General features: G+C 35.2%; 17 protein-coding genes. 3 read left to right on the plus strand and 14 right to left on the minus strand.

Features of this window, described 5'->3' with window-relative positions; all coding sequences use genetic code 11:
• Nucleotides 1-177 precede the first annotated feature (177 nt).
• From CVULP_RS01475 to CVULP_RS01485, 3 genes are all read right to left on the minus strand, one after another.
• Complete coding sequence (locus CVULP_RS01475; RefSeq protein WP_265415679.1) at nt 178-1,650, minus strand: DUF2972 domain-containing protein; 1,473 nt, start codon at nt 1,648-1,650, stop codon at nt 178-180.
• A 277-nt stretch (nt 1,651-1,927) separates the two neighbouring features.
• On the minus strand, nt 1,928-2,053 hold the full coding sequence (locus CVULP_RS01480) for a sugar transferase (RefSeq protein WP_265575624.1): 126 nt from the start codon (nt 2,051-2,053) through the stop codon (nt 1,928-1,930).
• A gap of 127 nt (nt 2,054-2,180) precedes the next feature.
• The gene (locus CVULP_RS01485; RefSeq protein ID WP_265415680.1) at nt 2,181-4,298 is read right to left on the minus strand and encodes a methyl-accepting chemotaxis protein; all 2,118 of its coding nucleotides are present in this window, start codon (nt 4,296-4,298) and stop codon (nt 2,181-2,183) included.
• 118 nt (nt 4,299-4,416) lie between these two features.
• Between CVULP_RS01485 and CVULP_RS01490 the strand changes: the two genes are divergently transcribed.
• Both CVULP_RS01490 and CVULP_RS01495 read left to right on the plus strand, forming a co-directional pair.
• Nucleotides 4,417-5,646, plus strand: a complete 1,230-nt coding sequence (locus CVULP_RS01490; protein ID WP_213355909.1) for a DUF2920 family protein — start codon at nt 4,417-4,419, stop codon at nt 5,644-5,646.
• Nucleotides 5,647-5,674: 28 nt separating this feature from the next.
• Nucleotides 5,675-6,727, plus strand: coding sequence for an acyl carrier protein (locus CVULP_RS01495; RefSeq protein WP_099507697.1), 1,053 nt, complete (start codon nt 5,675-5,677; stop codon nt 6,725-6,727).
• 31 nt (nt 6,728-6,758) lie between these two features.
• On the opposite strand, the gene CVULP_RS01500 is transcribed toward CVULP_RS01495, so the two are convergent.
• The 7 genes from CVULP_RS01500 to CVULP_RS01530 all read right to left on the minus strand — a co-directional run bounded on the left by CVULP_RS01500 (nt 6,759) and on the right by CVULP_RS01530 (nt 15,829).
• Complete coding sequence (locus CVULP_RS01500) at nt 6,759-6,980, minus strand: acyl carrier protein (RefSeq protein ID WP_004275275.1); 222 nt, start codon at nt 6,978-6,980, stop codon at nt 6,759-6,761.
• A 48-nt stretch (nt 6,981-7,028) separates the two neighbouring features.
• Entirely contained in the window at nt 7,029-8,057 is a 1,029-nt protein-coding gene (locus CVULP_RS01505) for a hypothetical protein (RefSeq protein ID WP_099507696.1), read from the minus strand.
• Nucleotides 8,057-8,995 (minus strand): polysaccharide deacetylase family protein, encoded by a 939-nt coding sequence (locus CVULP_RS01510; protein WP_213355911.1) that lies wholly within the window; start codon nt 8,993-8,995, stop codon nt 8,057-8,059. The genes CVULP_RS01505 and CVULP_RS01510 overlap by 1 nt, the downstream gene beginning before the upstream one ends.
• Before the next feature lie 4 nt (nt 8,996-8,999).
• Nucleotides 9,000-10,511, minus strand: a complete 1,512-nt coding sequence (locus CVULP_RS01515; RefSeq protein WP_099461446.1) for an AbgT family transporter — start codon at nt 10,509-10,511, stop codon at nt 9,000-9,002.
• Between the two features lie 112 nt (nt 10,512-10,623).
• Entirely contained in the window at nt 10,624-12,048 is a 1,425-nt protein-coding gene (locus CVULP_RS01520; protein WP_099507293.1) for a restriction endonuclease subunit S, read from the minus strand.
• Nucleotides 12,045-14,249: a restriction endonuclease subunit M gene (locus tag CVULP_RS01525; RefSeq protein ID WP_099507294.1), complete on the minus strand. Its 2,205-nt coding sequence runs from the start codon at nt 14,247-14,249 to the stop codon at nt 12,045-12,047. Before CVULP_RS01525 ends, CVULP_RS01520 begins: the two co-directional genes overlap by 4 nt.
• A gap of 86 nt (nt 14,250-14,335) precedes the next feature.
• Nucleotides 14,336-15,829 carry an amino acid adenylation domain-containing protein gene (locus CVULP_RS01530; protein ID WP_265415681.1) on the minus strand — a complete coding sequence of 498 codons (1,494 nt, stop codon included), beginning with the start codon at nt 15,827-15,829 and terminating at the stop codon, nt 14,336-14,338.
• Between the two features lie 62 nt (nt 15,830-15,891).
• Between CVULP_RS01530 and CVULP_RS01535 the strand changes: the two genes are divergently transcribed.
• Nucleotides 15,892-17,157 (plus strand): DUF2920 family protein, encoded by a 1,266-nt coding sequence (locus CVULP_RS01535; protein ID WP_265415682.1) that lies wholly within the window; start codon nt 15,892-15,894, stop codon nt 17,155-17,157.
• Between the two features lie 4 nt (nt 17,158-17,161).
• Here CVULP_RS01535 and CVULP_RS01540 read toward each other — a convergent pair whose 3' ends face one another.
• Genes CVULP_RS01540 through pseB form a run of 4 tightly spaced genes read right to left on the minus strand, consistent with a single transcriptional unit; the run spans nt 17,162 to nt 21,384 of the window.
• Nucleotides 17,162-17,938 carry an AAC(3) family N-acetyltransferase gene (locus tag CVULP_RS01540; protein WP_099507844.1) on the minus strand — a complete coding sequence of 259 codons (777 nt, stop codon included), beginning with the start codon at nt 17,936-17,938 and terminating at the stop codon, nt 17,162-17,164.
• Nucleotides 17,935-19,281 (minus strand): DUF4910 domain-containing protein, encoded by a 1,347-nt coding sequence (locus CVULP_RS01545; protein ID WP_456064415.1) that lies wholly within the window; start codon nt 19,279-19,281, stop codon nt 17,935-17,937. Before CVULP_RS01545 ends, CVULP_RS01540 begins: the two co-directional genes overlap by 4 nt.
• Nucleotides 19,262-20,386 (minus strand): UDP-4-amino-4,6-dideoxy-N-acetyl-beta-L-altrosamine transaminase, encoded by a 1,125-nt coding sequence (pseC, locus tag CVULP_RS01550; RefSeq protein WP_099507848.1) that lies wholly within the window; start codon nt 20,384-20,386, stop codon nt 19,262-19,264. Before pseC ends, CVULP_RS01545 begins: the two co-directional genes overlap by 20 nt.
• Nucleotides 20,386-21,384 carry a UDP-N-acetylglucosamine 4,6-dehydratase (inverting) gene (gene pseB, locus CVULP_RS01555; protein WP_099507850.1) on the minus strand — a complete coding sequence of 333 codons (999 nt, stop codon included), beginning with the start codon at nt 21,382-21,384 and terminating at the stop codon, nt 20,386-20,388. The genes pseC and pseB overlap by 1 nt, the downstream gene beginning before the upstream one ends.
• Nucleotides 21,385-21,433 lie beyond the last annotated feature (49 nt).

Genomic DNA, 21,433 nt, shown 5'->3' on the forward strand with positions numbered 1-21,433 from the left:
TTCACACAAGAGATAAAGTTAAAGAAAATTTATAGGATTTAAGATAGGTGATTTAGACTCTATTAATTTACCAAAAGCCATTTTAACGGAGTTGCAAATAAACTTTATTTTAAAAAGCTATATTTCTTCTTATCTATCGACTCCGATAATAAATTAAAGGCTTAAATTTCTCATAATCTATAAATTTTCACACATTTTTTCAAACTCCTGATAATACTTCCACGAAGCTACGATATCAGGACGATGGGTTTTGATAAATTGAAATTCTCTATCATAAATTTCCTTCAATTTAGTTCTAGTTTTACTGGATTTTTGAAAAACTTTCAAATGATCTTCGGGTTTAATTCTATTTTTGGATTCTATTTTTAATCGCTCTTTAATGGTCATTGAAAATTTCTTAAAATATTCTACAAGTTGTTCAATTTGAAATTTTGTTAAAAATTCCATTTTTTTCTTTTCGTATAATAAAACAATCTCGTTAAAAAAAGCTCCATCTTTTGGATATATTAAAGTTTTAATGTTTGTAAAGATATTTTCATCATAGTTCATATAAATTGTTTGAATTTCAATTGTTAAATTAAATTTTTTATTAAACAATATTGTTCGAGGAAAAAAAATATTTAAATCACCTATTCTTTGTTCTTCAAATAGCTTCGGACTATTTGGAACATCAAAAGAAAATGTTTTGCCGAGATATTTCATAGTTTCAAAAGCTCTGTCTTTATATAAGTCTTTTGTTTGTATATAATAAACATTTTTGCAATTTTTACTATATTTTATGATGCTACCTTCAAATGCACATGATCTACCATTCATATTTCTTTCATCTAATCTCATCCAAGTATCTTCATTATTTTCGTCGGGTCTTAACGGCTTATCTGTCCAACTACTTAAATATAAGAATATATTTAAAGCCTCGTATAAATCATCATTTATATTAATGGTTTTATTGAATGAATCATTTTTTATTCTATGATTTGAATAAGATGTCCAAATTTCAAATGGATCTCTAACTAAAAATAGATAATCTACATTGAGAGTTATCAGTGCAAGAAGTTTTTTATATTCCATGGGTAAACATTGAAATGCTAAAAATTTATACCCAGAATACGAAATTAAACAATTAAAAAAATATATAAAACTTTCTTTACCATTTTCAGTACATTCAATCCATATTGTTTGGCACAATTTAAAAAAAATACCTAATGCTTTAGAGCCAGTTCCATGTGTGGCCACTAACACAAACTCATACCTCCTAGGCAAAGGCAAGTTCATCTCCCAAGCTTTTTCAGCAGGGATTAGTCTATAATCAAGATTAGCATTGATATAAGCTAAAGCTTCCTTGCTTAGCTTGAAGGCTTGTTCTTTTAAAACACTTTTTAAGTTTTGTTTATCATCACATTCTATGAGTAAAAGCTCATTTAAAATATCAGGATTTAATAAAGGTGGATAAGGGTGATTTTCTTTCTCATATTTTTCTTTAAATTCTTTAGAGTTTAGCCATAAAGAAATTTCATTAAAATGTGTTAGTGCAAAGATAAAATTTTGCAAAAGAAGACTTTTTAAAGGTTCATAAGAAGTCTTTAAAAGGGTTTTAAAAGCTTGTAAGCTTTGTAGATGAGCTGTTGTTATACCTTCTAAATTTGGCATTACTCCTAAGCTTTCTTTGATTTCTTTTAAGGCTTTATAAAGTTTTTTTGCCCCTTTAATATCTTTAAAAAGTTTTAAATATCCTCCTTTATACCAAGCTTTACTTGCTTTAATGAGGGCAGAGCCTAAAAGGTATGAAAGATGAAATTTGCATTCTAAGCCTTGTTGATAATCCTCACATTGTTTTAAAGGCGGATAGTGAAGTTGTGGAAAGATTTTGGTAATTTGTTGGTAAATTTTAAGATCTTTGTGATGCGTTCTTTTAATATGGTAGAGTTTAAAAAATAAGGATATTACCCCCCCCCCCCCCCCCCCCCGTGTCATACTTAATGAGTTCTTGACCAAGTTTATAAGAAAGATGATTTTTAATTCTTTGTGTGGCTGAGTTTGGATTAGTAATCATTATGTTCCTTTTGTGGTTAAATTTAATTCAAAATGAAGTTTAAAATTAAAAAGAGGGATTATATCAAAAAAAAAAAAAATGAAAGGGTAATCCCTGAAATGGGGATTACCTATAAGAGTTAAATTTTTTAAAACTTCTTCTTCTTCACATCTTCAAGGATATTTGTAGCGATGTCGCTTACTGTGTTAGAGATGATGGCACTTTCATTAGCAATTTCCACATTATCCTTGGTGGTTTGGTCTATTTGAGCCACACTTTCATTAATCTGTGTAATACCAGCAGTTTGTTCCTTAATGCTTTCTGCCATATCATTGATAGATTGAACAAGTAAGTTAGTATTTGCTTCTATCTCACTTAAAGACTTTTGGGTTCTTTCAGCTAGTTTTCTCACTTCATCAGCCACGACGGCAAAGCCTCTTCCGTGTTCTCCTGCACGTGCTGCTTCTATGGCAGCATTAAGGGCTAGAAGATTGATTTGATCAGCTATATCACCTATAATGCCTGTAACATTTTTAATCTCTTCACTTTGAGTAATCACATCACTGGTTTTTTGAGAGACATTTTGCATAGAGGAGGTAATCTCTTCTAAAGCAGCAGCAGTTTCTTCTAAAGAAGCAGCTTGAGAATTTGAGCTTGAAGTTAAATTTTGCACAGCGTTTTGAAGTTTGGAACTTTCATTGGCTAAAGAATTTGCAAAATCAGAACTTTGTTTAAGCATTTTGATGATTTCTTCGCCTAGGGCATTAGTGGTTACTTCTACACTACCTGTGGCATTTTCTATTTTGTTTCTAAAATCTAAGCTTTTAAATTCTTCAAAGATAGAGTGGATTTTATTCATATCTTTACCCACTTTAGTTTGTAAGACATCAAGGAGATTATTAAGCACACTTTTAAGTTCTATGAGTTGTGGGTTTCTAGGATTAGCTGTGATTCTTGCTGTTAAATCTCCGTTTTCAACTATGCCTACTGTGGTAACACTTTCTTTTACAGCTTGTTTATCTTGGTCTAAGCCTTCTTTGGTGGCTTGAATGTTTTGGTTAAGCATTTCGCCGATGTGTCCTAACTCATCTTTAGCATTGATTTTGATGGTATGAACTTCTACTTTTTCGTGATTGATGTAACGGAAGAAAGAATCGAGTGCATTGACAAGTATAGGCAGTCTTTTACCTACAATTTTATGCACTTGGAAATATACAACTGATAAAACTATCGCTAAGAAAACGATTGATAAAGCAGCAAAAAGAAATTGCATTTTACGCAAAGGTGCTAAAACGCTATCTTTTGGTGCGGCAGTTAAAATGCTCCAGTGGCTACTATCTCCTATGGTCGCTATACTAGCTACGGCAGCAAAGCTTGGTCTGCCAGCTGGTGAGGTGTAGTCGCTTAAAACGATGTCCTCATTTGCCTTGACAACTTCTAAAACTTTAGCAGAGCTTTCTGGGGAGTATTTGTTGATTTCAGTTACATTTTTGAGTAAAACTTCTGGATTTTCGTGTGCGGCTACTGTGCCATCACTTGCTAGTAAGACTCTATAATCCCCCTCAAAAAGATCTAGGCGTGAATCAAGTAAAGCATCTGAAAAGTCGTTTAAATCAAAAGTGTAGCCTACTATACCGATATATTCTCCTCTAGGACCAAATAAAGGCATAGCCATATTAACTCCTATAAATTCTCCCTTACCAAAATTCATTTTCACAGGAATTCCTACATAAATGGTATCTAAGTCCATAGCTTTGACGGATTGAGCGACCCTTTTAACAGCAGGAAGTTCTGTCATTTTCTCGCTAAATTGCAGTCTTTCAAGCTCACTTGCTTTGGAGGTGTCTGTATCGTAAAGAAGCATACCAAATTTCCCTTTTTCACTTCTATACTCTTTTCTTACATTTGCTCCATTTAGCATAGTATTATCATTGAGATATAAAAAAGTGTAAGAAGCATAGGCGGAGCTATCAAAAATATTATTTATAACATTTTCTGCATTAGTAATGCTGAAATAGCCCTCACTTCTGATTGAGTTTGTGATGGCTCTTGCGGTAGATTTGGTTAAGGCTATGCTTTCATTAAGTGCGCCTTCGATATTATTTGCATAGCGTTTAGAGGCTTGAAGCATTAATTTTTCGGCTTCTCCTTGCATTGTGTTGCTAACTTGAACAGATACAACACCAACAAAAACTATCAAGCCGATAATAATGGCAATCGCCACGGATATGACAAGCTTTACGCCTATGTTTAGGGAATTAAACATTTTAAACCTTTCATTTGAGAATTTAAAAATTCGTATTCTATCAAAAAAAAAAAAAAAACAAAACTTAAATATTTTGTAAAATTGATTATAATGTCGTTTAAAATTTTAAGGTGAATTAATGCTTATAGAAAAGAGTTTTTTTATAGACGGAGCCTGTGATGTGGAGCTTGGGATTAAAAGAAATTCAAAGCTTGAATACCGCTTAAGTTACGATGATAGCAAGGACATTAAGGCTTTAGTGTTTTTAATCGGCGGTTTTGGTGCAAATAATAATATGAATTTGTTTGATTTTGAGCGTAAAAGCGTGGCGAAAGCACACCCTGTATGCGTTATAAGTCCCATTTATCACTGCTTTTGTGCAAGGGTAGGTGTCATAGAGCCTTATAATCCTTACTTAATTCCAAATGCTAAGGATATAGAGCTTATGCAAAAAATTTTGCAGCTTTTAAAGTGTAATGATAAAGTTGATGCGAGCAATTATTTAGGCTTTTTGCCGTGGATAGATGAGCATTTGCAAGAGTATAAGAATAATAAGGTTTTGGAAGAAAATTTTATGGTGCGTCTTAATTGTGATGTCGTGCCTAAAAATGGGGATTATCAAAATTACGGCATTATGAGCGCACTTGATATAATGTGCGTTGTGAAAGATTTAGCCCTACAAATGCCTGAATTTGCAGAGCTTCCTAAAATTTATGTGGGAGGGAGTTACGGGGGCTATTTAGCTATGCTTTGTGCGAAAATCGCACCTTTTTATGTCGATGGCGTGCTGGATAATAGTGGGGTCGTTTTACCTTGGTTGCCGCACATTTTAGGGCGTGAGACGGGGGTGCCTGAATTTGCCATTAAAGGAAAGCATTATATGCTTGCTTGTTTTGTGAAGAAATTTTGGACGAAAGATGAAAATTCGCCTTATTATTTTTCTAATGCAAATTATTATGCAAGAACGATTTTAAATACCAAACATCTTCAAACTCTCGCTCAAAAATCCACAAAAACGATTTTCGTGCATTATCACTCAAATTTAGATGATGGCGCACCTGCTGCACAAAAGATAGAACTAAGCCAAAAACTTAAAGAACTGGGCTTTGATGATACGCTGCATTTAATCAAAGATGAAAATGACATAGACGGACGCGCGGTAAAAAGCCTAGAGCACGGACTTAGAATGAGTGATAAGGCTTTATGCCGTAAAGAACTGCCTAAAATGCTCGAAAAATTACAAGGCAGGAAAAGTCCTGTGGGAGAGGATAATGAAATCAGCTATGTGTGTGAAGACAAGCTTTTTACCTTTAAAGATGTGCGGGGGGGGGGGGGGGGTATGTGCTTGACATTACAGAATTTAAGCTAAAATAAGAAAAAATTTGAAAGGCAAACTAATGAAAGCATTTTTACACATCGGCACGACAAATTCGGGCAATCAAGAAAAACAAGGCTTTTTAATGCAAAATGAAGCCAAGCTTTTAGAAAAGGGCTTTATCTATCCTAAAAGCTTACGCGTGGCAAATCGCCACTGGGCTTTGGTGGATATGGTTTTAGAACTTGTAGAAAAACCAAATTTAAGCACAAATGTTTTAGAAGACTTAGAAAATGAAAGATTGCTTAGGGCTTTAGAGAATTTTAAAGAAGAAATTAAAGAGCATAGGGATAAAACTTTCATCTTTTCAGCTGAGGGTATAGTGTGGGACTTTCCAACGCGTCGCCACATAGAAATTTTAGAAAATATTATGCGAAATTTGGGCTTTGATGAAGTGAAAATCATCGTGTATTTTAGAAATACTTTGGATTATTTAAATTCACATTGTTCGCAAGATTATAAGAATAATATGGGCTTTTATTCGGGCGATTTTACCCCAGATAAGCACCCAAGAAAGCACATTTTTGATTACGCGCAAATCGTAAAAGACCACGAAGCAGTGTGGGGGGAGGAGAATATCATCGTGCGTCTTTTAAGGCAGGATTATGTAGGAGGGACTATGCTTAAGGACTTTACACATCATTTAGGCATAGAATGGGACGAGGAATTTTCACTCAAACAACATAAAAATGAAAGCTTTAATCTCCTTGGCATAGAGCTACAATCAAGACTTAACAAAAAGGATTTAGGCGGGAATTTTAATTCGCTGCTTTATATCTCAAGGAAGCATTTTGAGGGCGTGAAAGAAGATAGACTCAAATTTAGGGTGCAAAAAGATTTAGCAAAGGCTTATGTGGATTATTATGCGTCGTCTTTAGAGTGGGTGAGAGCGAAGTATTTTCCGCATAAAACGCATTTATTTGAGCCTGTTAATTGGGACGCATATAAAGAGAATTTTCATTTAGAAAAAGTAACACAAGAAGACTGGGATAAGGTGGTCGATTTTTTCACAGAGCTTTTGCAGTCTAAAAATGCGGTTATTAAAGCTCTTAAAGAGCAAAATTTAAAGGCTTAAAGCCCCCCCCCCCTGCCACTTTGGGAGGGGTTTAAAAAGCACTTTCTAGCATTTTTTTGATACTTGCGAAATTTTCAAAATTTTCTGCGTTGATAAATTCCGCCTTTAAAGCTTTGCCATAGTGCTTTTCAATCTCCGCCACCAAAGCCATAATGTCAATACTATCAATCACATCATCACTGACGAGATTATCCATATTTTCATCGATGTCTGTTCGTTCTATATTGATGAAAAACTGCTTGATTTGTTCCATTTTTACTCCTTTTAAATGAAAGGGGTATTATAGCAAAAAATACAAATCTTAATGCTCTTTAGGTTTAGAAAGTGCAAATTTACATTTTATATTATTGACCCTATCTTGGTCGCTGTCGCCTTTGAAAAAGGAGGCGTTTTTATGTTTGCTAGTTAGGGCGAAGTAAATGGCGACATTTTGCTTTAAAAAAGGTTCATAATATACAGGCAAAAGCTCATCATCACTTGGCAGGGAGAAGCCCATTTTTAAAAAATACTCTTTTTTGGGAACATAGCAAAGCAAACTCACAAACTCACAACGCCTTTTTTGCAAAAATTCCACAAATGCCTCGCGTAAATTTCCGCTTACATTTCCCCAAAAATCCACAATCAACACAGCCTTAGCTTTTTCAGCTCGCACAATTCTTATAAAAAATACCGCTTTTAAAACCCCCTCTTTAAAAACACCCAAAGCCTCATATTTATAAAATGGGTGTTTTAAATATCGATTGATAAAATAAGTCTTGCTTTTTTGCGGAGTGAAGTGGCATTTAAGTGTGGAGTTTTTAAATTCTTTAAGGCTAAGTTTTTTAAGATTAAGTTTTAAATTTGGCTTTTTGGCTGGGGGATTTTGCTTAAAAACGGCAAGTTTGAAAGCTTTTTTATTATCATTTTTAATGTAAAAATGATAAAGCTTATCCATTTTGTCATAAAAAAGTTTAGAAAATTTAATAGAATCTCCAGAAAGTCCCGCCGTTGAAGTATTTTGAATTTTCAAAAGCTCAAATAAATGACGATAAAGCTTTAGTCCTAGTGAAGCATAGGCTTTTTTAGCACTCCAAAGTGAGGTCCAAATCCACTCATCTTTCAATTTTTTATCATATTGACTAAGCAGAGTAAAGCCTAAAATTCCATCAAATTCTTTAGTTTGTGTATTATAAGCGATGAGGACATTATAGCGGGAGTGTTTGCGGTCTAAATATTGAAAATCAAGCACTTTGCGTGATTTTACAAAGATATGCTCCGCCCTCCACTCCTTAGCAATGTAGCTTTGTAAAAGTGCCACTTCATCAAGGCGGCAAAATCTTAACTCGTGCATTATCCCATACTCGCTTTTCCAAATTTAAAGGCATTACAATCATAACGGCTTAAGGTGAGAGGATTGAGCTTTAAATCCTCTTCATCGATGTCTTTTTTATATTCATCTAAGCTTACAAAGGCAAAATCAACTCCCAAATTTTGCAAAATAGTCCTTGAATTTCTACTAAATTCCCCATAAGGATAGCAAAAAGTGCGAATGGCAGGGTTTAAAAAACTCAAAATTTCAAAAGATTTTTGCACTTCTTTTGCTTCCTCTTTTGCATTGAGATTTAAGAAATTAATATGAGCGTGAGCGTGGCTACCGATAAGCATTTGATTTGCACTCATTATTTTAAGCTCTTCGTGGTTAAGATAATAATTTTCATAAATTTGTGCCTCACTTAAGCCACATTTTTTAATGAGGGCGGATAAAACCTCTTCTTTAAATTCTTCTTTGAGATTATAATTTAATAAAAGCTTAAAATTCTTCACGCTCTCTTCATCATCAAGTAAATCATAATAATCTTCGAACAAATAGGCGTTTTCACTTTCGCACATATGAGGTTCGACAAGCTTTAGGGCTAAATCAAGGAGCTTACCCCCCCCCCCCCCGTGTCCTAGCAAATAGTGAATTTTATGCACACATAAGGCTTTTTCTTCCTCTAAAACTGCAGTCGGCATAAAGAAAATTCCTAAAGCCTTTCTTTTTAAAAGCTCGGGATAAACAAGGCTAAAATGCTCCTTTAAGCCGTCATCAAAGCTAAGTAAAATCTTATTTTTAAGACAGGAGATAAAATCAGGCTCTGTTTTAAGACGGCAAAATTCCTCAAAAGAAACAAGACCGAAATTTGCCTCAAAAAAATCGAGCTGTTTTTTAAAATTACTAAAAGAGAGGTAGCGAAAAAAGGGCAAATTTTTCACGCTCTCTCTTACATAATGATACATTACAATTTTCATTAATTTAACTCGCAATAAAGCTTTCAACGCCCGGACCTAAAGGCAGGTTGAAAACGAAAACCCACACATAAAGTAAGGCTGACCAAAACACAAAAAATGCCATAGAATAAGGCAACATAAGACTTATCATCGTTCCCATACCGACATTTTTTTGATATTTCATAGCAAAACTAAGGATAATTGGCATATAGCTTAGTAGGGGCGTGATAATATTAGTCGTTGAATCGCCGATACGATAAGCCGCTTGCACAAGCTCAGGTGCATAGCCAAGTAACATAAACATAGGAACAAACACAGGCGAGATTAAAGCCCACTGCGCAGAAGCTGAAGCGACAAAAAGATTAATAAAAGCACAAATGGCGATAAATAAGAGTATTAATAAGCTAGGATTTAAATCTAAGCTTTTGAGAAAAATAGCACCCTTGATGGCGGTATATTGTCCAATATTGCTTTGTGCAAAAAGAGAGATAAATTGTGCGGCAAAAAAGATGATGACTAAATACATCGCCATAGTTTTCATTCCCTCACTCATAGCATTGACAACATCAGTGCTTGATTTAAAAGTCCCATTTAAAAACCCATAAATGATGCCCGGTATTGCAAGAAGAAAAAAGACAAAAAAGATAATCCCAACGATGAAAGGTGATTTTATGAAAGAACCTGTTTCTGCATTTCTAAAAAGACTATCCTGCGGTAAAATCATCATTAAAACCAAAGCTACATAAAGTAAGGCACCTAAAGAAGCGAGTATCATAGCTCTCTTTTCTTTTGCGTCCATACCTACAATAGCCTCTACTTGTGTATCTTGTGATTCATATACGCCAAGGCGAGGTTCGATAATCTTATCGGTAATGAACGCTCCCACAATGGCAATTACAAAGGTAGAAACAAACATAAAATAATAATTAACTTCAGGTCCAACGATATAATTTGGGTCGATAATTTGTGCGGCACTTTGCGTAATCCCTGCTAATAAGGGGTCAGTAGTAGAAATCAGTAAATTCGCACTATATCCTCCAGAAACCCCAGCAAAAGCCGCCGCCAAACCAGCTAAAGGGTGGCGACCTATGGAGTAAAAAAGCATAGCTGCAAGGGGAGTTAGCACGACATAGCCTATATCTGAAGCGAGATTTGACACTATACCTGCTAAAACTACGAAAAAGCTTACCAAAGCCTTAGGTGCACTTAAAACTAAGGCTCTTAAAATGCTTTTTAAATAGCCAGAATGCTCCGCAATGCTAATGCCTATCATAGCCACTAAAACAACGCCAAGGGGTGGAAATTTAGCGTAATTTTCTACAAAACTATTTGTAAATTTCACAAAGGATTCCATACTGAGTAAATTGACAATTTGTATATTTTTATCGCCAAAATTTACACTTAAACCAAAATAAGATGCCAAAGCTGAACTTATCATCAGTATAAGAGTTAAATAAACAAAAATCATAGCAGGATGTGGGAGGGCATTACCCAACCTTTCGACGAGATTAAGAAAAGAAAATTTTTGTTGTTGCATTAAAACTCCTTATTTATTGCAAAATTTCAATGCAATTTTATAGCATAATCTTTTTATAATTTGCAAGTTTAAAAAAGCAAAAACACTATATAATCATAATTACAAGCAAATTTTACACCTTTTTTACACAATTTAGAATAATTTGCTCTACTTCTTTTTTAGCAGATTCTAAAAGTTCTTTTGCTTCTTGCTTTAATGCCTTTGCCCTTGTTTTTCTTTGGCTTATTTCTTTAGCGATTCTTTTTTGCTCTGTGAGTGGTGGCAGGGGGATTTTTAGGTTTAAAAACTCGCCTATATTTAAATGCTTAATCACCGCACCAATGCTTACACGATTTGCAAAGACATTCATCATATAAGAGCCAAGCAAAAAGCATAAAAAGTCTTTATTCACTTCCGCCTTTAATTCTAAACGCAAAATTCCTCCGCTAATGATGTAATCTTGGCTTGTATCAGCCTCTAGGCAAATGCCTACCGTGCCATCTTTAGAGTATAAAAGCTCATTTTCCTTAGGCTTATAGGCTTTAAGATTTTCAAACAAAGAAGCGGAAATAAACTTTTGCACATTGTCAAAATCTATGCCATTATTTGTAATATCACTCACGCGGATAAATGGAATCTCTTTGTTTTGAGAGTATTCACTGCTGCCGACTTCTATGCCTTTTTTAAAATTGTTGATTAAAGAGGCGAGATTGACTAGGGGATAAGGTGAAGAGAGTAAGGATTTTTCTAAATCTCTATAATATTTTTGATGATAGTTTGCATCAAAGCGAGAGCCACTTAAGGCACTTATCTTTTGCGTGTAGATTCTAGAATCTAGAGTGTTATTTGCTCTTAATGGCAGGATAATGCCAAGCTCTTCTAAAAGATAGCTGTCAATAGAATCTAAAAGTTCTTTGGCTTTATTTTCTTTCTCTTTTTTAGCTTTATAGGCTTTATCCATAAGGTCAATAATGTGCTGTTGTGTGGGAATGGGCGGAAGTGGGATAAGTAGGTTTTCTAATACACTTTTATCTAAATAATCGACTGCATTATTAGCAACTAAATTGCTTTTGCACTGCATTTTTAATAGTGAAGTATCCAAAACATACGCTAAACACTTGGGAATATATTTTGTCTTATCAACTCTAATTCTAAAAATAGAACCATTGAAAATGGTGTTTGTGATATTAGAATTCACAAAAGCCACAGATTTTTTTGAAGCAATGGTAGCCCCTTTTACAGCAATCAATATATCGTCCTTTTGCAGTGTTGCTCGTGGAAGTAAAAAATTATGTGGCACTTTCAAGGCATTGTTGAAGTCAATTTGTAGGTCTTCTTTTAATTCTGTTGCTCTAATGAAAGTAATAGGATTAGAAGGATCATAGCTATCGCTAGGCGGTAAAATACCATAGCTAGATTCAGTAATTATACTTTTTAGCTTTTGAAAGCCACGCTCTTTAAGTCTTTTTATATTGTTAAAAATGGCTTCTCTATAAAATTGTGGGTCAAATCTCCCACCACTTACTTCACTAAATTTTCTTGTAAAAATTTCACTCATACCAAGCCCTTGATAAACTCTCTTAGCTTTTCGCCAATAATATCTAGCTCATTATTCCCTGTGGGTTTGCCTGTGGCATCATAGCCAATATCTTCAGCTATCGCCATAAAAATCTCATAATCAAGCCCTTGAGTCTCAAAAAGTCTTGATTTTTCTTGCTGGTAAAGTTCTGTCATAGTATCTTGCAGGGTGGCAACTTTTTCTTTATATTCTGTGCTGATATGTGCTTTTGTGTCTTTGTAGAGTTGCGTTTCTTTGTCTTCTTGGCTTGGATACTTGGCGTTTAGGTCTTTTAATTCTTTTTTCTTTGATATTTCTAAATCTCGCATTTTGCTTTCGTATTGTTGGGATATTTTTAAGGTATGTTGCAATTTTTCTTTGAAAGATTTGATTTTTTGCGTTTGTTCTTGGCAGTGTTTTTGCAGGAATAATACAGAGCTTTTTACCCCAGCTCCAGTGTGAGAAAAGGCAGATTGTGGCATAGAAATAACAGCGATGATTCTATACATTTCCTCTATACCATCGCGGATAGTTTGCAAACTAGAATTTGTCAAAATCCCATCAGGAATTACAATTGCTAAAATACCCTTATCCTTTAAAAATCTATGTGCTTGTTCTATAAATAAAACTTCTGTGCTTTGATTTTCTTTGCCCTTTCTATAAGGCTTTAGATCTAGCCAAGAAGACTCTGTATTACCAAAATTATATTGGTGCAGATACGCCTTTTCTGTTTGTTTGATTGTAGAGCCAAAGGGAGGATTAGTAATGATAAAGTCAAAATGATTGGGTTTAAAATCTTTGTTTTGCTTTCCAATGGCAAGTTTATTGAGCCTTTCTTTACGCTTTTTTGCTTCTTCACTTTCGCTTTGCTTTATGGATTCTTCACTAATTGGAGCTAAACCATCATAAACAATGACATTGGTGTGTCCATCATCGTGGATAATCATATTCATTTTAGCCACTCTTGCTATTTGCTCGTTGATTTCTATACCAAATAAATTTTTCTCTGCAAAAGAGTGCCAATAATTAAAATGTTTCTTAAATTTCTCTAAATTTATGTTTGTATTTTCTTTATTTGGGTCTATTGAAAACTTTTCATCTGCTTGTTTGCGGACTTTATCCAAAGCATGAAGCAAAAATCCACCACTTCCACAGCTTGTATCAAGCACAAAAGAAGTATTACTAATTGGCAAAACATCTACAACGAATTTTACAATCTCTCTAGGTGTAAAATACTGCCCAAAATCTCCCCTAAAAAACGAACCCATAAAGGTCTCAAAAGCTCTTCCTTTGGAATCTAAATCTGTTTCTGAAAGGTTAATTTTCTCTAAATAGCCCACCACGGCACGAATTTTTGCGTGATTTAAGCGAATGTCTTCTTTAAAGACTTCCGGGTCTTTTTTACGCCCTTCTTCATAAAGCTCATTAACTCTTTGGGCTAATCTTTGATTGATTATTTCATCATCTTGCTTATCTTTGGCATAGATTTGAAATTTATATGGTTCGCCATCTGGAGTGTTTTTCTCGTCCCAAATCTTACAGAATATCAATTTATCAAGCTCATCAAAAGCTGTGCTAGGATTTAGCTCGCCACCACCCCAAAGGGCATTGTGTGCTTGTTTGAAAATTTGTGTTAATTGGTCTTGCTCAATTTTAATTAAATCAAAATACTTTTTATTTTTCCTTTCTCCGCCTGCGACATATTTGTATTCTGGGATTTCTTTTGAGCCAAAATGTGGAATATCAGGCAACGAGCTTCTTTGTCTTGGACGCTCTTTTAAGACTTGGAAATATTCATCTTTTAACCCAGAAGTAACCCAAGCATAAGAAGCAAGCTCTGTGGTCGCGTAGCTAAAAGCTTGATCTACCGCATTTTTAAATTCAAGGTCAGAAATGTCTTGTTTTTTACACTCAACGACAATATAGGGGGCAAGGCATTGCTCATCGCTAAACACGATAATATCAGCTTCTCTTGTAGAGCTTCCCATTTTCACAGAATCAAAAAGCTTGATACGCTCTACCGGATAGCCGTATTGCAAAATCAGCTTTAAAAACGCTAGGGCTTGGATTTGTTCTTCTGGATTGGTATATTTGCGTCTTTTATCTTGATAGCAATAAGTGATGTATTCGTTATTTTCATCAAATGCAATGAGTTCCTTTGCAATTCCCTCATCTAACAAATCTTGCTCAAAAATATTCATTTAAACTTCCGCCTTTCATTTTACAAACTGCTTTTTTCTAGCACTTCAAAGCGCACAAATCCAGCCTAGCAAACGACAAAACATTTTCAAACCCATTCACTCAAAACCTTCCTATCAATCTTACCATTTGCATTAAGGGCGAATTTTTCCACCCTTACAAAACTTGAGGCTATCATATAAGGGGGGAGTTTTTCCTTCAAAAACCCTTTCAAATCAAGCTCCTCTTCACTCTCATAAAAAGCAATGAGTTTATCATCTTTAAAGATACAAGCACTATTTTTAATCTTTTCGTGAGAATTTAACACAGCTTCTATCTCACCAAGCTCTATTCTATGTCCTTTAAATTTGATTTGATTATCAATTCTTCCATAACATAGTAATTCCCCAAATTCATTATAAGCGACAATATCTCCTGTTTTATAAAGTAAGTCTAAATAATTGTTATGCAAAGGATTTTGTATAAAGGCTGCTTTTGTTTTTTCCGTGTCATTGTAATAACCTAAAGAAAGGCTAGTTCCTCTTACATAAAGCTCTCCCTTTTTCCCTACTTCATTAATGAAATTTTTATTTTCATCAAAAACTAAAAGCTCTGTATTTTTACAAGCTTTTCCTATGGGTAAAAGCTCATCATCTTTAAATTCTCTATCTACCTTATAAAAACAACACACATCAGTGATTTCAGTAGGTCCATAAAGATTAGCAAAGAGGGTGTGGGGGAGGTGCGTTCTCCAGTAATTAAGCTGTTTATTAGGCATAATTTCTCCACAAAAAAGCACTTTTTTAAGCTTTTTAAGCTTAAATTTTTCTAAAGCCTGAGTGTTTGCAAAATAAATTAGCACCGAAGGCACCCAAAAAATGGTATTAACCCCCTCATTTTCTAGGTATTCAAGCACCTTAAGTGGAAAGGCAAAAAGTGAATTTGGCACTAAATGCACCGAGCCACCCTCCTTAATAGTAGGGAAAATATCAAGGATAGAATTGTCAAAATAAAGCGGCGCTTGATTAGCTATCACTTCATTTTCATCAAGCTCAAATTCCTCACTCACCCAAAAAGCATAATCAATCACACTTTTATGACTTATGCTTACTCCCTTAGGCACTCCCGTGCTACCACTTGTAAAAAAGACATAAAGTAAATTGGTATCAATATGTCTTAATCTAGCCTTTGTTAAAGCTTCTTCATCTCTTTCATAACTTTCAAAATCTTCTGTATAAAGTGTAGCTAAATCAAGCTTTAAATTTAAACTTTTTGAAGTGATGAAAGCCTTAGGTTTTAAAACACTAATGATTTTTTCTATTCTTTCAAGGGGCATTTTTTCATCAAGTAGGGTATAAAAATTCCCACTCTTTGCCACAGCAAAAAAACTAATAAGCGTGTTAATGCTTTTAGGTAAGATGATTAAAATAGGACTTTGCGTAAAAGTAGGTGTGAGAGTGCTTAAAAGTTTGCTAGCAACCTTTTGACTTAAATCATCAAATTCTTTATAAGTGATACTTACTCCCCCCATTTCCTTAAAAAGCATTTTTTGAGGGAATTTTTTCACACTTTTTTGTAAAAAGTCATCAATATGACATATCATCTTTTCTAGCCTTTCATCGTTTTTTTGTATAATAATCTAAATTTCAAAACAAAAGGCAAAAAATGCTTGTGGATAAAACTTATAAGATTAAAAGTTGTGATGATGTAGAACTTGGGATTAAGAGGGAAAGTAAGCTGGAATTTAGGCTGTGTTATGAGGATAAAAAAGAAATTAAAGCCCTTATCTTCATCATTCCCGGACTTGGTGCGGATTCTGATGAGAATTATAGGGAACATTTAGCTGGGTTTGTAGCAAGCGAATTTGAAGCAGCTGTTGTGAGTGTGAATTACCACTGCATAGGTAATCGCTCTCTTACTGGAGTAGATTTTTTCTTAGATGAAATCGATAAAATGATTATAGATGAGTTTTGTAAAAGTATCCATTTTAAAACGCCTCCTTTAGACTCTATTAATTCCAAAGAAGCCCTTACCGCACTTTTAGAGCTTATTAACGCACAAATTCTTAAACTTAAGCAGCAAAAAAGACTTAATGATAGTTTTCACCCCACACTTACAGCCACCCTAAAACCTGCGAGAAATGAATATAATAATTTTGGCATTATGTCCGCCCTTGACATCTTAAACGCTCTTTTTTATGTGCAAAAAAATGCCCCTTTTAGCACGGGGGGGGGGGGGGTAAGCATTAGGAATTTACCTGTTATTTTAATCGGTTCATCTCACGGAGGCTACTTAGCACACTTAGTGAGTAAAATCGCTCCTTGGGCGATAGATGGGGTCATAGATAATTCAGGTTATGCGAAATTTCCTTGGCGTTTTATAGGCTTTGGTAAAGAAATTGATTATATGGAGCATATATCCGTAGGCACGGCTTATAAGGAGATTAATCTACATTGTTTTGATAAAACCTTTTGGACTTCTAATCGATATTCGCCTAATTTTTTCTCCCCTGCAAGAAGAAAAATCCGCTATATTTTAGAGCCAAAACACCTTGAAATTCAAGCTAAGTATCCCAAACCCATTTATGTGAGCTATCACTCCATACAGGATAAGGACATCGCTCCACCTGATGAAAAACAAGAACTTTACGTCCTTTATGAAAAGCTAGGCTTTAAGGCAAAATTAAATTTGATAAAAAAGGAAAGTCAAATCGATGGCAAATTTATTAAGAGTTTAGAACATGGCTTAGATATGTCTATAAAAAGCCTTATTAGCAAAGAACTTTTCCCAATGCTCACCCAAATTTTCGCCCACCCAAAACCCCCTTGTAAAAACAAAAGCATAAGCTATCCAAGTGATGATTTGCTTTATCATTTTTCGCAAAAAAATGCTAAAATGCACCTAGAAATTTCAAAGGTAGAAGATGCTTAAAGCATTACAAAAGAGCTTTTTCATCTTGAGCTAAAATGCTTAAAGTATCCTTTAAATAGGCTCTTGCTTTTATGCTGACTATACAAGCATTTGCAAAGCTTTCACGCCTAAAATTATGATTTGCTTTTAAAATATCAACTTGTTTTGGCACAGAAAAAATACTTTTTTCTTGCTTTAAATCTCTTACATAAAATTGTATGCTTTTCTCACGCACCAAGCCCCTTTCATCGATGATTTTCCCGCTAAATTCTTTATAATAGCGGTAACTTACCCTTGCTCTTTCTTCAATAAAATGCGTAAAGGTATAACCCACTTTATCTGTGCCTAAAAGCACGATTTTGCCACCCTTTTTAGCCAAGATGTCATAAACGCAGTTTTCACTAAAGCAAGTAGGCGTTGGGCTTAAAAAATCCCTCTTATCTTTCCCCCAAATTGCAAAAGAATAAATAGGGTCATCACTGCGTAAAACCCCCTCTTGCAATCTAAAAAACTCTGTCAAAACGCCCATAGTGCTTTTGTGATTTTTTTTATCAAAATCCCTGCCCTTGCAAAAATCATAAGTGAAAGTCGGCATAATGAGTGTGCCATTTTCCCCTAAAAGTTCTTTAAAAACTTCTAGCAAAATGCCCAAAAATTCCTCACGCCCCACCAAAGCTATGCCTAAATTAAAAAGCTCTGTATGCACACAAATGCACTCCCCACGCTCTATGCCTACACTCTTTAGTGCTTCGTAAAAATCTTTTTTGCTATAAATTTTATCTTTAGCTTGTAAAAAATTCACAGCTTTATCCTTTTGATTAAATTATATTTTAGTAAATCCTTAATGATGTTTTCTAGCTCATAGCCTTGTAAATTCATCATCTGTGCGATGTCCAAAACATCATTTTCGCCATCACAAAGGGCTAAAAAGGTGGAAATTTGTGGAGGCTGATTGCGTAAATTAAGCGTTGGATAAAGCCCTCTTTTACCCAAATTTGGCTCACAAAAAACGGCACTTTTGTAAGTAGCGTTATTTTCTAAATTTAAAATCATCTCCTCCATAGCCTCTAAAGCCCCACCCAAACCTTTAGGCGTGATGAGGCTTAAATCATCTAAGCTCGTATGATACTCCTTAAAGTCTCCAAAACGCGTCCTACACACGCAAACCACAGGTAAATTCACTAAAGCACTACAATACTGCCTCTCATCACTGCCGCGGTATAAAAAGCTAAATTCCTTAAAATTTTTCTTGTTTTTAAGGGTATGAAAGGCGACTTTATCGCTTAAAGTATTAGCTTTTGGGCTGTGAATTAGTGAATAATTTTTTTCATCGCCTACACAGCTTAGAACAAAACCTGCCCGGACTCTTTTTTGTAAATGCTTTAAATGCTTTGATAAATAGGCTATGCTTCCTATGGTTTCAGGCACGAAAACAAAGCGATAATTGTATTTGCGAGTGTTTAGCGTGTGAAGCCATTTTGCTAAAAAGATAGCTACGCAAGGACCGCTTAATTCATTATTTGCCATAGAAGGGTGGCAAAGATAGGTTGAGATGAGAATTTCATCTTTTAAGCCCGTGGTGCTTGGTATCACAAGATCTGCATAATTTAAAACACCCTTTTCATCGTGTTTAGAGTCTATAAAAACGCGGTATTTTCCCTTACTAAGCTTTAATCTTTGATGATGAGTTAGGCAAAAGCCCCAACGCCTTTTATAATAACTCGTTACATAAGGGATAGCATTTGGCAGCTCTTTTAAGGAATAAAGATGTTTATCAAGCTCTTCAAAATCTAACTCGGTATTTATGGGGGTGGAGTAATTTAAAAGATGAAGATTATGCTTTTTAAAATCACAAATTTTTTCATTTTGTGGCGTGATGATATAAGCGTCTTTTACACTCCACTCAGGCGGGATAGTCCAGTCAAAAACTTTACTTCCAGAGGCTAGGGCGTGAATTTGAAATGGGCTTACCCCCCCCCCCCGTGTTTCATACTCTGCTTTTAAAATTTCAAGACTAGCCCTAAAACCCTCACCTGTGATAGAACGGCATATTGGAAAAAGTCTTGTAGCTAAGGCATAAAGAGCGTTCGAAGTTTTTGAAAAGGAGGCAGAGCGAAAATCTAAACTATCCACAATATCCCCCATTTTCAAGCACTTCAAAAAGGCTTTCTTTGACGAATTTTGCTTGTTCTAAACTCATTTCTTGATGACAAGGTATGCTAAGCTCGGCTTTATAAAAATTATCCGCATTTTCAAGGCGTAAATTTCCAAGCTCTTTTTTATAAAAACTAAATTCATAAGTAGGTTTATAATGCACTTGAACGCCTATTTCACGCTTTAAAAGTGCTTTAAAAATCTCTTCTTTTTGACACCAAAACTCAGGGTATAAAAGTATAGGATAAAGATGTCTTGAGCTTTTTTTATGCGGAGGGATTTTAAGCGTGGAAAAATAGGGATTTTTCTCAAATTCCTTATCGTAAAAACTAGCGATTTTCTCCCTTTTTTCTAAATTCATATCAAGTTTTGCAAGTTGATTAATCCCTAAAGCGCAAGCGACATCACTCAGGCGATAATTAAAGCCAAGCTCGAAACTATCGCTATCCCACAGCCTTTTTTTTACAATGCTATGACTTCTTAGCCTTTTAATATGTTCAATTAAGCCCTCATCATCACTTACCACTGCCCCGCCCTCAAAGGTTGTAATGGGCTTTACAGGGTGAAAGGAAAACGCGCTCAAAGTTGCGAAAGAGCCGACTTTTTTACCGCGAAATTCCGCCCCTAAGGCGTGAGAAGCGTCATCAAGCAAGGGGAGTTTAAATTCTTCACAAAGTGCGGAAATTTCATCTATCTCTACACTTTGCCCCGCAAAATCCACCACCGCCACAGCAGCGATATTTTGACTTCCTTTTTCAAGTCTAGTTCTTAGTTTTTTAGCGTCAATATTGCCGTCCGTGCCTATGTCGATGAATTCCACCTTAGCTCCTGCCATTAAAGCGGCATTTGAAGTGGCGATGAAAGTAAGAGGCGTGGTTAAGATGGTTTTGCCCTTAACATTTAAAGCAAGATAGGCTAAATGAAGAGCCGAAGTAGCGGAATTTACTACACAAGCGGCTTTTACGCCTACATATTTTGCTAAGGCGTTTTCAAATTCCTCTACCTTAGCCCCGCAGGTTAAAAAGTCTTCTTTTAAGGCTCTTACAACGACTTCAATGTCATCTTGGGTAATGTTTTGATGAGAATAAGATAGCATTAAAACCCCTCATTAATGATGTCTAAAAGCTCTTTTTCACTTGCCCACAAAGGATTATTATCAGAGCTGTAAGAAAAGCCATTTGGCACTTTTTGTCCCTTTTCTCCCAAAGCATTGACGCTAAAATCCGTATGCGTATCGATAAATTTAATACTAGGACTTATGGCATAATAGTTTTCAAACTCATAAGTTAAGTGGCTATCATCGCTTGAAATCATAATCTCGTGTAATTTTTCCCCCGCTCTAATGCCTATAATTTTATGCTTTAAATTGGGTGCTAGGGCGTGGGCTAGGTCGGTGATTTTCATTGAAGGGATTTTAGGGATAAAAATTTCGCCGCCGTGCATAGTCTTGAAATTTTCAAGCACAAATTTCACGCCATTTTCAAGGCTTATCCAAAAACGCGTCATTCTAATATCTGTGATGGGAAGCTCACTCGCACCCTCGTTAATGAGTTTTTTAAAAAACGGCACCACAGAACCCCTTGAACCTACGACATTACCATACCTTGTAACGCTAAAGCGTGTGTGATTTTCTCCTGCCATATTATTTGCCGCAACGAAAAGCTTATCACTAGCAAGCTTAGTCGCTCCGTATAAATTCACAGGATTACAAGCCTTATCCGTGCTTAGGGCTATGCACTTTTTCACGCCATTTTCAAAACAAGCATCAATGACATTTTGTGCGCCGTGAATATTGGTTTTAATGCACTCCATAGGGTTATATTCAGCTATTGGCACATGTTTCATTGCCGCAGCGTGTATGATAAAATCGACATCTTTAGTCGCTTTTTTAAGCCTTTCTTTATCCCTTACATCGCCGATGAAATACCGCATACAAGGTGCGTTAAACACGCTTGCCATTTCAAACTGCTTTAATTCATCGCGTGAATAAATGATGATTTTCTTAGGCTTATAATTTTGTAATAAAACTTTAGTATAAGTCTTGCCAAAAGAACCTGTGCCGCCTGTGATTAAAATGACCTTATCATTAAACATTTTCTGCCTTCATTAATAATGTTTCACAAAACACAGCAAAAAGCGTTCC

This window comes from Campylobacter vulpis (genome assembly GCF_014217995.1).
GTDB classification, from domain to species: Bacteria; Campylobacterota; Campylobacteria; order Campylobacterales; family Campylobacteraceae; genus Campylobacter_D; species Campylobacter_D vulpis.

Coding starts and splice junctions, on each gene's coding strand:
- CVULP_RS01525 (WP_099507294.1), bottom strand. CDS start 14,249: ATGAATATTTTTGAGCAAGATTTGTTAGATGAGGGAATTGCAAAGGAA.
- CVULP_RS01475 (WP_265415679.1), bottom strand. CDS start 1,650: ATGCCAAATTTAGAAGGTATAACAACAGCTCATCTACAAAGCTTACAA.
- CVULP_RS01495 (WP_099507697.1), top strand. CDS start 5,675: ATGAAAGCATTTTTACACATCGGCACGACAAATTCGGGCAATCAAGAA.
- CVULP_RS01480 (WP_265575624.1), bottom strand. CDS start 2,053: ATGATTACTAATCCAAACTCAGCCACACAAAGAATTAAAAATCATCTT.
- CVULP_RS01530 (WP_265415681.1), bottom strand. CDS start 15,829: ATGATATGTCATATTGATGACTTTTTACAAAAAAGTGTGAAAAAATTC.
- pseB (WP_099507850.1), bottom strand. CDS start 21,384: ATGTTTAATGATAAGGTCATTTTAATCACAGGCGGCACAGGTTCTTTT.
- CVULP_RS01515 (WP_099461446.1), bottom strand. CDS start 10,511: ATGCAACAACAAAAATTTTCTTTTCTTAATCTCGTCGAAAGGTTGGGT.
- CVULP_RS01545 (WP_456064415.1), bottom strand. CDS start 19,281: ATGGGGGATATTGTGGATAGTTTAGATTTTCGCTCTGCCTCCTTTTCA.
- pseC (WP_099507848.1), bottom strand. CDS start 20,386: ATGCTATCTTATTCTCATCAAAACATTACCCAAGATGACATTGAAGTC.
- CVULP_RS01505 (WP_099507696.1), bottom strand. CDS start 8,057: ATGCACGAGTTAAGATTTTGCCGCCTTGATGAAGTGGCACTTTTACAA.
- CVULP_RS01520 (WP_099507293.1), bottom strand. CDS start 12,048: ATGAGTGAAATTTTTACAAGAAAATTTAGTGAAGTAAGTGGTGGGAGA.
- CVULP_RS01485 (WP_265415680.1), bottom strand. CDS start 4,298: ATGTTTAATTCCCTAAACATAGGCGTAAAGCTTGTCATATCCGTGGCG.
- CVULP_RS01535 (WP_265415682.1), top strand. CDS start 15,892: ATGCTTGTGGATAAAACTTATAAGATTAAAAGTTGTGATGATGTAGAA.
- CVULP_RS01500 (WP_004275275.1), bottom strand. CDS start 6,980: ATGGAACAAATCAAGCAGTTTTTCATCAATATAGAACGAACAGACATC.
- CVULP_RS01490 (WP_213355909.1), top strand. CDS start 4,417: ATGCTTATAGAAAAGAGTTTTTTTATAGACGGAGCCTGTGATGTGGAG.
- CVULP_RS01510 (WP_213355911.1), bottom strand. CDS start 8,995: ATGAAAATTGTAATGTATCATTATGTAAGAGAGAGCGTGAAAAATTTG.